The following is a 12,070-nucleotide window of genomic DNA, read 5'->3' on the forward strand; positions in this document are numbered from 1 at the left end:
ATTATGATACAAAAAATATATAATACGTTTATTTCTTTTGCGTTTGCAGCCCTGACACTTGCTTCGTGTTCAGATTGGCTGAACCTTTATCCTTCCGATGAGATAAAGGAGGAATATTTGTTCTCTTCCGGTGATGGTTTCCGTACAGCGATGAACGGTATTTATCGGAAAATGGCTACTTTCGATTTGTATGGAAGTAACCTTACTTGGGGAATCCTGGATGCTTGGGCGCAGTCTTATTATATGGATCAAGCCCCAAGTACAGCTGGTGGAACTCCCATGAAAAAAATAGCCGACCTTGCATTTAAAAATACTGAATTGGTTCCTGTTACTGACGCAATGTGGAAGGCTGCTTGGAATGTGGTTGCTAATTGTAATGAATTGGTTCAGCAAGCGACTCAAGCTGACCCCAGTCTTTTCTATGGGCTTGACAGTGAACGTCAGATGATTTTGGGAGAAGCTATTGGATTGCGTGCATTTGTACAATTTGATTTGCTTCGTATTTATGCTCCGTCTCCTTCATCTGTTGGTTTTAGAGAAGATAACCGTACTTTTATTCCTTATGTCAATGTTTATCCCAGCTATATTAACGATCATCAGACGGTTAGTTATTGCTTAGGACAGATTATTGCCGATCTGAAGGAAGCGCAGCGTATATTGGAAGAAGTCGATAAAGAATCTAGTATGGGTACAAACTACAGATTTAACATTGCCGGGGTCTCGCAAACACTGTTTGCGGAGTCTCGAGGCTATCGTCTGAATTATTATGCGGTAACGGCGGAATTAGCTCGTGTTTACTTGTATGCAGGAAAGAATGCGGAAGCTTATGCCGAAGCCAAGAAAATTATTGATGAAGAAAATAAAACAGGTTATTTCAAAGCATCTACTAGTTCATATGGTTTCAGGAATGGGAATATGAAGATGTATGATAATATGATTTTTGGGCTTTATTCTCCCAAGGAATTGGTGGAATGGGATCAGGAAATAAACCATAGTTCTGATGGGGCTAACGAGGAACGTTATTTGTGTCTTGATAGTGAGGTGGCAAAAGAGTTATATGGAGATGAGAAGGATAGTGACTGGCGATTTAAGTATCAATTGGAAGAGAAGTATTATGGATATTATTATCGTACTTTGAAATATTACAAACAGACGGAAAGTACTACTATCGGAATAATAAATAACCGGACGATTCCTATGATACGTATGTCTGAAGTGTATTATATTGCCGCTGAAGCGATTTTTGATACTAATCCCCAAGAAGCACAGGGGTATTTAGAATTGGTGAAGAAAGGAAGAGGGATATCAAAGAAGTTTGATAATGTAACAAATAGGACCGAGTTTATAAACTTGCTGGTTAATGATGCTCGTCGTGAGTTTTTGGGTGAAGGACAGATTTTCTATATGTATAAACGGTTAAATCGGACGATGCCTGCCAGTTCTTATTATAGTAATCCCGTGTTACCAACTGACGAAAATATGATATTACCCAAACCCGATTCGGAATCAAATATTTAAGTGTGACGAACTATTTCAGAATAATTACTTAAGAGGAAAGAAAATGAAGAAAAAATATGCTATATGGGGAGTGTTGGTTTGTAGCGTATGTCTGATGCTCGCTTCGTGTGAAGAGAAGGGATTGTTGGTCAGCAGTAACGATACAGCCTATTTGAAATTCGTTAACGATATGACTAAGGATACTACTACAGTATCTTTTAAAATGTATAATGAAGGTGAGGATGCGGAAATACCGATAGAGGTTTCTGTTTACGGGCAAATGCAGGATGAAGATTTGCATTTCAATGTAATTGCAGATGCCGAACGTACTACTTTACCAGCTAATTTGTATGTATTGCCTGTAGATTGTAAGATTAGAAAGGGGTTGCTTACGGATACTATTTATGTAGCGTTGAAGAATGATCCGATGTTGAGGACGGAAACGAAGATATTGGCATTGCAGGTCGTAGAAGCAAATGCTGTGAAACAAGGTGATTATTTGTATTCTCGCGCTCTCATTTCTATTACAGACCGCTTGTTTCAGCCCGATTGGTGGTTGGTGAACGATGCTGGTACGACAGAAAATCCCGGGAATTCAGTTGATTGGTATTATTTAGGTGAATACTCAGAAAAGAAATATCAGATGTTTCTGGACGAGTTGAAGAAAGATGATATGGTGTTTGATGGAAAGAATAAACAAATATTGCGTAAGTATTCATTGAAATTGAAGAATACTTTGAAGCAAATGAACGAAGGAAAGAATATGGAAGATTGGGTGAAAGATGAGAAGGGGAGAGTGATTACAGTGGAAGTGGCAGGATAATTATAAAATTGCAAAGTATGAAAAGAATAGGAATATATGTGGTAATAGTACTTTTTGCCGGAATTGTAGTTAGTTGCTTGGATGATGATAATAACTATAACTACAAGCAGATAAATGAGATGCAAGGTGGTGCGTTTAATTTTGAGAACTTTAATTTGGATTATAGCGTGATAGAAGGAGAAGAATTGGTATTGGCACCTACTTTTAAGTTTACAATAGATAGTATTACACCCGATGTCAGCTATGAATGGTATGTGGATAAGAAGTTGCAGTCAGGCGAAACTGGTCCCACTTATACATTTAAAGCCGAAAAGAGTGGTACATATCAAGTGACATTCGCGGTAACAGATAATAAAACGGGAGTTCAGTTCGGGAAGTCTACAACCATTAATGTGAGATCTATCTATCAGCGTGGCTGGGTGATTTTGTCGGATGATGGCGGACGATCTGTACTCCATTTCATTGTGCCCACAACACAACGTTATCAGGCAACGTATGGTGGAGAGACGTTTACTCGTGATTCATTGGTCTACCATATAGTAAAACGTGATATTGTTCCCAATCTTGGTTCAAATCCGAAAGGGTTGATGAATAATATTGGTGATATGGATTATAGTAGTGAGTATGGAATTAGCGTGTATGACGAATTGGTGGTGAAGCAAGACCGCTGGGTTGAACTTAATGGTAATACGTTGGAACGTGAGGTGTACACGGATGAAGAATTTCACGGAGATATTCCAACTGGATTTTCTCCAGTAGAAGCTGCTATGACTTATTCGTCGAAGGCATTATTGGATGAAAATGGATTAATTTATTGGGAAAAAAAGGCAGATGTGACAGATTTTCATGCAGGTACTTATATGTCTATAGGATTGAATAATAATACTCGGTTCAGTCGTTTATTTCAAGCTTATAAGTTTAATTCCTATAAAACAGATGTAATGCTTGCATTGACGAAAGATGATAATTCATTGGTGGGTATTTTGGATATGGGATATGCTACTGAAGGTACGGTTATTACTGAAAATTCTAGTTATACAAGTGGAAATATGTATAATATCACTGATCCGAGTGGCGAAGATCATTTCTCAAATATAGAGAAAACTGTTGTGGATGCATTGCCATCTCCGTATGATGCTGGAAATGATATAACAGGGGCTGAACCTTTTTGGACAGTTTTGTTGAAAGACGAGGCAACATCAGTATATGAATTACGTTACTTCGGGCTGGAAGCTGAAAGAAGGTACGTTGGTTGTATGGAAGGTTGGTATTACGAAACTTCTTTGGGCGTTATCAATGATTATCGTGGTATGGCTAATTTTGGAAACAGGCGTTATGCGGTCATTGCCAATGGAAATCAACTTTATTATTGTCAATATGGTTGGGATGCTTATGGAGATGTGGAATATAGAGGTGAATTGATGCCATTGGGTGGACCGTTACCTGCTGCTGTCAAGGCTTTGACCGGAATAGATATAGCTAATAATTTATATTGGCAGAAGTATCCTTATGATGGGCAATTGGGAGTTGCTTTGGAAGACGGAAGTTTCTATATATTCGGTGTTGTAGAAACAAAATTGGAAGATGGTACGTGTACGGCAGTTTCTCTTAAGCAACAATTTCCGAATGAAACTACTTCGGAAGAAAACAAGACATTTGGTAAAATAGTAGATGTCCTTTATAAACTGGGACGCGGTATGGATTATATGTCATTTGCGTTCTAGAAGAGCTTTAAAAGCGATTTTTTGATAATAAATAACCATTATGGTATTAAAACAACTTTTTATTGCCGGCAGCTTGTCTTTTACTCTTGCATTGCAAGGATGGGGACAGGCTTCTACTGGGCATGATACAGTACAAGCTAATTATGAATTGGCGGAGAAGTTTCATGAATTTACATTAGGGGGAAAACTGTCTAATAATAGTATGTCCCTTTATCCGCATGAAATCAATGATACGGATAATTTCTGGTTTGATTTTACGACTTCGGCAGGTAAACACTACTATTATGTCAACCCCAAGGAGGGAAAGAAGGAGTTACTTTTCGATAACGAAGAAATGGCTATGTTGCTTTCCGGCTTAACTCATGAGGTTGTGAATTCGGTAAGATTGGATCTGTCAGAATTAAAGTTTGCAAAAGATCAAAAGTCATTTCTATTCAGTTACAGGTCGAAAAAGTATGATTACAATCGAATTACCCGCAAATTGAAAGAGGTGCAGGAGAAAAAGGCAGATGACAGAGATGCCGAGCCGATATATTCATGGATGAATTTTTCTCCGGATAAGAAGTACATACTGTATGCGAAAGACCATAACTTGTATGTGAAGGGCAACAAGGCATTGGGAGTAGATACTACGGAAGTGCAATTGACGACGGACGGAGTCCCTGATTTTTCGTATGCTCGTGAGGATGATGCGGGGGAGAATGGTGAAGTTCCTTCTAATGCTCGTTGGTGTCCTGATAGCCGGCATGCATATATTGTGCTTGATGATAATCGGAAATTGCGTGACTTTTGGGTGATTAACTCGATTTCGGACAAGCCGGAGTTGAAGAAATATAAGTATGAATTTCCGGGAGATAAATATGTAACCCAGAATGAACTTGTAATCATTGATATTGTAGAACGGACTGCGAGAAAAGCGAAGATACAGAAGTGGAATGACCAGTATGTGATGCCTTTTAATGTAACGTCGGATAGCAAGTATGTTTTTTTTGAACGTACCAAACGTACATGGGATGAGGTTGATGTGTGTTCGGTCAATACCTCTACCTTGGAAGTCAAAGAACTGATTCATGAGGTGGATAAGCCTTATCGTGATCCGCATGCACGTAGTGTGGAAGTGCTGAATGATGGAAAAGATATTCTATTTCGTTCCGAACGTACTGGATGGGGACACTATTATCATTACGACGGTCAAGGGAACCTGAAAAATGCGATATCTTCAGGACCGTGGGTAAGCGGACATATTGCCGCTATTGATACGCTGCAACGTACGGTTTATTTTTATGGATATGGAGATGACCCGAAGATCAATCCGTTTTACTATCGTTTGTATAAGTCCAATATGGATCGCGAGGGAGCAACTCTACTCACTAAAGAAGACGGGCAGCATCGGGTAATCTTTTTGAAGTCTAAGCGCTACTTTATTGATACATTCTCAAGAGTCGATATGGAGCCGAAGATATTATTGAAGGATAATACCGGCAAGGTGATTATGGAGCTGGCAAAACCTGATTTAAGTCAAGTATATGCTGCTGGCTGGAAGAAACCGGAAAATTTTGTGGTGAAAGCTGCCGATAATGTTACAGATTTGTATGGAGTGATGTGGAAGCCGTCTAACTTTGATCCGGAAAAGAAATATCCGATTATCTCGGTTGTTTATCCGGGACCATACTTCGGATTCGTACCTACTAACTTTACCTTGGATGATAGCTATTGTACCCGTATGGCGCAACTTGGCTTTATTGTAATTACTGTAGGGCATAGGGGAGATACTCCGATGCGTGGAAAGGCATATCACCGTTATGGTTACGGCAATATGCGTGATTATCCGTTGGCAGATGACAAATATGCTATTGAGCAGTTGGCTCAACGTCACTCGTTTATTGACGGTCAGAAAGTTGGTATCTACGGACATTCCGGTGGCGGATTTATGGCTGCAGCTGCTATCTGTACTTATCCTGATTTTTATACGGCAGCTGTCTCTTGCTCTGGGAACCATGATAACAGTATCTATAATCGTGGTTGGGGAGAATGTTACAACGGTGTAAGAGAAGTAGAGAAAGTGGTGAAAGACAGTTTGGGCAATGAGACTAAAGATTATGAATACAAGTTTAGCGTAAAGTCGAATGCTGAGATTGCCAAAAATTTGAAAGGACACTTGATGCTTGTCACTGGAGATATGGATAAGAACGTGAATCCTGCACATACATACCGTATGGCGCAGGCTTTGATTGAGGCCGGTAAGGATTTTGATATGCTTGTCATTCCCGGAGCCGGTCATGGGTACGGTTCTGCCGATAAGTATTTTGAGAAGAAAATGTACCGTTTCTTTGCCAAACATTTGCTAGGTGATGCCCGTGCAGACTATTGGGGAGATATTAACCGTAGTAAATAAGACAATAGATAAGATTTTATGAAAAACCATCTCTTTAGATGTTTGTGCTTGGCAGTTGCTTTAGTATCATGCAACCTTGCTGGTGCACAACAAAAAGCGAATTATCAGTTAGCGGAAAAGTTCCGTTTGTTGGAGCAGAACCCTATAGCTAAGTATTCTACAGAAGTCAGGCCGAGGTTTATCAACGATACGGATTGTTTTTATTACTCCTTTACAACACGTGAAGGGAAGAAATACTATTATGTTAATCCGAAGAAAAAGAAGAAATGCTTGTTGTTTGATACGGATGAGTTATTGAGCAAAATTGCAGTATATACTAAGAAAGCCTATTCTTCAGCAGATCCGCATTTGTCTTTCACATTTATGGAAGACAACGAAACTATTCGTATTGATTTTGACAGTGGACTTTATACATACAATATCCATACGAAAGAATTGAAGCAACTTGATGAGAAGCCGACTTATAAGACTGGCGACCCGTATTGGATGAAATATTCTCCAGATAGCTTGTATTTTCTTTACGCCAGCAAGGATAATTTGTATTTCGTTGGAAACCCGAAAAAGGGACAGGATACAATCCCGGTTCAATTGACGACGGACGGTATGCCGGATTATACATTCAATCGTGAAGACGAAGGTAAGATGGAAGGTCGTTTCGGAGCCGAATCAGCTCACTGGATTCCGGGAAGCCACCGTTTCTATGCTGTCCGTGAAGACAACCGAAAGGTTCGTGACTTGTGGGTTATTAATTCTTTATCCAAGCCTTCTCCTGAATTGATTCCTTATAAAGCCGAATTGGCCGGCGATAAAAACGTGACTCAATATGAATTACTGTTGGGAGATATAGACAAGCGGGAAGTTAAGAAGGTGGATATCAATCGTTGGCCGGATCAGTATATTGATGTATTGTATGCGTCAAAAGACGGAAAACGCTTGTACTTCCAACGTTATAACCGTACATGGAACCAGTCGGATATTTGCGAAGTGGATGTAGAGACCGGAAAAGTGCGTGTGGTGATTCATGAAGAAAATAAGCCGTATCTCGATTATCAGATGCGTAATGTTTCTTTCCTGAATGACGGAAAAGAAATCCTGTTCCGTTCCGAACGTAACGGTTGGGGGCATTATTATCTGTATGATACAGCAACAGGAAACCTGAAAAATCAACTGACAGACGGTACTTGGGTAGCCGGTCCGGTTGCGCAGATTGATACTATCGGACGCAAGATGTATTTCTATGGTTACGGACGGGAGAAAGGAATTGACCCTTATTACTATATTCTTTATGAAGCTCATTTGGATCGTCCGAATGCACTCCGTCTGTTGACGCCGGAGAATGCGTCACACGAAGCCAGTATCTCTCCGTCCTGCCGCTATTTGGTAGATTCATATTCTACCGTGTCGCAGGAGCCGGTAAATGTGGTTCGTAACCGGAATGGGAAGGTAATCATGACATTGGAGAAACCAGACTTGCAACCTGTCTATGAAATGGGCTGGAAAGCTCCGGAACGTTTTAAAGTAAAAGCAGCCGACGGAGTAACCGACCTTTATGGTGTGATGTGGAAGCCCGCCGATTTTGATTCGACGAAAGTTTACCCTATCATTTCGAATGTTTATCCGGGGCCGTTCTTCGAGTATGTGCCGACTCGTTTTACAATAAATGATGTTTATAATACCCGTTTGGCTCAATTGGGATTTATTGTAATTACCGTAGGGCACAGAGGCGGTACTCCGATGCGTGGAAAGGCTTATCACACCTACGGATATAACAATATGCGTGATTATCCGCTGGCGGATGATAAATATGCTATTGAGCAACTGGCTGCCCGCTATCCGTTTATAGATGCTACCAAGGTAGGTATTTACGGTCACTCAGGCGGCGGATTTATGTCGGCTGCTGCTATTTGCACTTATCCGGACTTTTATTCGGCTGCTGTCTCATCGGCTGGTAACCATGACAATCGTATTTATAATAAAGGTTTCGTGGAGATTCATTATGGTGTAGATGAGAAGGTGACAACGACTAAAGACAGTTTGGGAGTAGAAAGCAAAACGTATGATTATAGTGTACGTGTGCGTCCGAATCAGGAACTGGCGAAGAATTACAAGCATGGATTGCTGTTGTTTACCGGTGCCATAGACCAGACTGTGAATCCGGCCAATACTTTACGTCTGGTAGATGCATTGATTAAAGCGGACAAGGACTTTGATATGTTTGTGCTGCCGAAATGTACTCATGGATTCTTCGGTGAGTCCGAGAGCTTTTTTGAGCATAAAATGTGGCGTCATTTTGCACGTTTGTTGTTGTACGACAATTCGGCGGATTGTGATGTTGATTTGAATAAAGATATGATAAAAGATGAAAGGAGAAGATAAAATGAAGCGGACAAAAATGGGAATCGGATTAATGGTAGGGTTGTTAATCGGTTTTGTTCCGAATGTCGATGCTCATGCACAGAAGAAACCGCTAGATATTGAAGCCTGTATGTCGTGGAAACGTGTCGAATCACCTGATATTTCTCCGACAGGACGATGGGTAACCTATCGGATTTCTCCTATGGAATATAATCCTGAAAACAAAGAGGCAAACACTTTGCATTTGTTTGATACACGTACCCGTAAGGAGATTTTGTTGGATGATGTGGAAAACATAGATTTTTATAATTCGGATCAGGCTCTTTCTTATCAGAAGGCGGACTCTGTGGGAAATATGAAAACGATTTTGATGGAGTTGCCTTCAGGTGTAAAGACCGAATGGGCGTATAAAGAAATTTTTCGACCGGTAAATGGGACTCCTTATTCGGTTTCAGTAACAAACGTTCCGAAAGATACAATCAATCATGTTCCTTCTTTTGATCGTTTAGTGGTTCGTAATATCAAAACCGGCACTGCTTTCCAGATTGACAGTATTGGCTATTATACTTTGTACAATGAGGGACGGTCTATTGTCTTTGTACACAGACAAGCGAAGGGTAATGCTTTGTGCTATGGACCACTGGCCGGACCTTATCAGACTATTTATCAGAGTCCTGTAAAGAAGGAACCGGCTTCTTTCAGTTTGAATACAAAGCGGATGACAGGAGAGTTTTGTGTGAAAGATTCATTATGGTACAATTTTTCTTTGAAGAAGAATACCTGTGATTTGGTATTCGATCGTAAAAACATTGTTCTTCCTACTGGGATGGAACTTGTTCGCGCTAGTCTGTCGCATAGTCAGGCGTTTCTGACGATGGAACTCCGGCCTTGTCAGGAAAAAGTGGAGCAAAATAAAGAAGAGGCAAAGCCGGATAAGAGTTTCGAACTGGAATTGTGGACTTGGAATGAATGCGAAGTTCCTCCTTTGCAGACTCGCAGCCGTTATTTCCGTCCTCAATATTCGAAATATATTTATGATATTGCTTCCAAAAAAGTGACGGAAGTGGCTCCGGATTATGCTGATTTGTTGGTGCCGGACCGTGCGGAAGAGATTCATCATGTACTTTATACAGACGAAACCCCTTACCATATGCAGAAGGAATGGCATCATGATATACCATTTGATGTCTATTCTGTGAATGTACATACGGGGGAAAAGCGGTTAGTAGGACGTAGTTATCGGACAAGACCGAAGTGGTCGATGAACGGCAAATGGGCTGTAATGTATGATCCTGTTGCACAAGTGTGGAATAAGTTTGACGGAACAACGGGTGAGGTTACTGATGTTTCAACGGCTATTGGATATCCTGTATTCGAGGAGACTTATGACAAACCGAATCCTGCACCTGCTTATGGTATTGCAGGCTGGACTGCCGATGGTAATCATGTGCTGATTTATGACGCTTATGACTGGTGGAAAATAGATTTGACCGGAGAGAGTCAACCAGAATGTTTAACCAAAGGATATGGTCGTAAAAATCAGAAATCTATCCGTAAAATGACCAGCAATATTGATAAGGAAGTATTCGAACCGAACGAGACGGTCATGGTCAGCGTATGGGATGAAAACACAATGGATGAAGGTGTTTATTTACTTGACATGAAAGGTCGCTTGAAGAAGCTCGCAGAAGGTCCTTATATCTATGCAATTCATCGTTTCTCTGACAATCAGAAGTTTTGTATCTGGAATCGTCAGAATATATCAGAATTTCGTGATCTGTGGTGGAGTAAATCTGATTTCTCTGATCCAATTCGTATAACGAATGCTAATCCTCAACAAAGTGAATACAAATGGGGTACTGCAAAGTTAGTGGAATGGACCAATTATGAGAATAAACCTAATAAGGGAATACTTTATCTGCCGGAAGATTATGATGCAAAAAAAGAATATCCCGTACTGGTGCAGTTTTACGAGACACATTCCGGAGGATTGAATACTTATCATGCTCCTATGTTGAGCAGTGCAATGGCGGATGTGATGTATTTTGTCAGCAATGGATATGTTGTATTTATGCCGGATGTACACTTCACCATAGGAACACCTGGGCAGAGTTGTTACGATGCCGTGGTAAGTGGAACAAAATATTTGATAGAACAGGGGATAGCACATCCGGGGAAGATAGGTTTGCAAGGGCATAGCTGGTCAGGATTTCAAACCAGTTATCTGGTGACAAAGACAGATATATTCGCTTGTGCTAATATCGGAGCTCCTATTACTGATATGGTGACTGGTTATCTGGGAATCCGTAATGGTAGCGGCTTGCCGCGTTATTTCATGTACGAAGAATGGCAAAGTCGTATGGGAAAGACATTGTGGGAAGCCAAGGATAAGTATTTGGCAAGTTCGGCTCTCATAGAGGCAGATAAGATACATACACCATTGCTAATTTGGCATAATGATAAGGATGAAGCCGTTGCTTACGAACAAGGTCGTGCACTTTATCTGGCTATGCGTCGTTTACAGCGTCCGGCATGGCATCTTAACTACAAGGGCGAGGGACATTTCCTTAGTAGTCAGGCCGCTCAGAAAGATTGGACCATTCGGATGATGCAGTTCTTTGACTATTACCTGAAAGGAACAAAAGAGCCGCGTTGGATGAAAGAGGGTATTCATCTAAGAGAACGCGGAATTGATCAAAAATATGACTTATTAGAAAAATAAAAAAATGAAGAAACTATTAATTACAGTAATAGCTCTGTCTTGCTTTGCATTCAGCAGCTACGGACAAGACAAGGTGGAAAAACAAATTATTGGTAAATGGTGTAATCCTTATACCTATGAATCTACTGGTGAACTCAAAGGATTTGAGTTTAAAAAAGGCGGGAAATGTTCTGCTGTTAATATTCCTTCTTTGGATTTAAAGACTTGGAAGATTGATAAGGACGGTTATTTGATTATCGAAGGTTTCAGCAAGGAAGACGATGGAAAGGTAGAAGTGTATAAAACACGTGAACGCATTGGAAAGTTGACAACTGATTCTTTGGAATTGGTAGCTCAGGATGGACCTCCGCGATTGGCTTTTCTATATCTGAATATGAAATCAATCAAGAAATTGGTTACTCCTGAAGTAGCTCCTGACAAGAAGTAATAAATCTCTCTCTTAATAATTTAGTGTTAATATTAGCATCGTGTTGCTAATGAAAACGCCCTGTCGTAGTGATTATGATGGGGCGTTTTTTGTTATTTTAGTATCTGAATTGTATCTTTCTGTGTAA

At 40.4% G+C, this 12,070-nt stretch carries 7 protein-coding genes; all 7 read left to right on the top strand.

Features of this window, described 5'->3' with window-relative positions; all coding sequences use genetic code 11:
* Window positions 1–3 precede the first annotated feature (3 nt).
* From NXX38_RS07300 to NXX38_RS07330, 7 genes are read left to right on the top strand one after another with little or no spacing between them, the layout of a single operon-like run.
* Window positions 4–1,518: a RagB/SusD family nutrient uptake outer membrane protein gene (locus NXX38_RS07300; protein WP_258978932.1), complete on the top strand. Its 1,515-nt coding sequence runs from the start codon at window positions 4–6 to the stop codon at window positions 1,516–1,518.
* Between the two features lie 43 nt (window positions 1,519–1,561).
* The gene (locus NXX38_RS07305) at window positions 1,562–2,320 is read left to right on the top strand and encodes a DUF4843 domain-containing protein (protein WP_258978934.1); all 759 of its coding nucleotides are present in this window, start codon (window positions 1,562–1,564) and stop codon (window positions 2,318–2,320) included.
* A 17-nt stretch (window positions 2,321–2,337) separates the two neighbouring features.
* Window positions 2,338–4,044 (top strand): PKD-like family lipoprotein, encoded by a 1,707-nt coding sequence (locus NXX38_RS07310; protein ID WP_258978935.1) that lies wholly within the window; start codon window positions 2,338–2,340, stop codon window positions 4,042–4,044.
* Window positions 4,045–4,084: 40 nt separating this feature from the next.
* The gene (locus tag NXX38_RS07315; protein ID WP_258978937.1) at window positions 4,085–6,439 is read left to right on the top strand and encodes a DPP IV N-terminal domain-containing protein; all 2,355 of its coding nucleotides are present in this window, start codon (window positions 4,085–4,087) and stop codon (window positions 6,437–6,439) included.
* Window positions 6,440–6,457: 18 nt separating this feature from the next.
* Complete coding sequence (locus NXX38_RS07320) at window positions 6,458–8,815, top strand: DPP IV N-terminal domain-containing protein (RefSeq protein ID WP_258978938.1); 2,358 nt, start codon at window positions 6,458–6,460, stop codon at window positions 8,813–8,815.
* Window positions 8,799–11,516 (top strand): prolyl oligopeptidase family serine peptidase, encoded by a 2,718-nt coding sequence (locus tag NXX38_RS07325; protein WP_195649671.1) that lies wholly within the window; start codon window positions 8,799–8,801, stop codon window positions 11,514–11,516. Before NXX38_RS07320 ends, NXX38_RS07325 begins: the two co-directional genes overlap by 17 nt.
* 4 nt (window positions 11,517–11,520) lie before the next feature.
* Entirely contained in the window at window positions 11,521–11,943 is a 423-nt protein-coding gene (locus tag NXX38_RS07330) for a lipocalin family protein (RefSeq protein WP_148367845.1), read from the top strand.
* Window positions 11,944–12,070: the final 127 nt, after the last annotated feature.

The organism is Bacteroides sp. BFG-637 (genome assembly GCF_024793605.1).
Taxonomy (GTDB): Bacteria; Bacteroidota; Bacteroidia; order Bacteroidales; family Bacteroidaceae; genus Bacteroides; species Bacteroides vicugnae.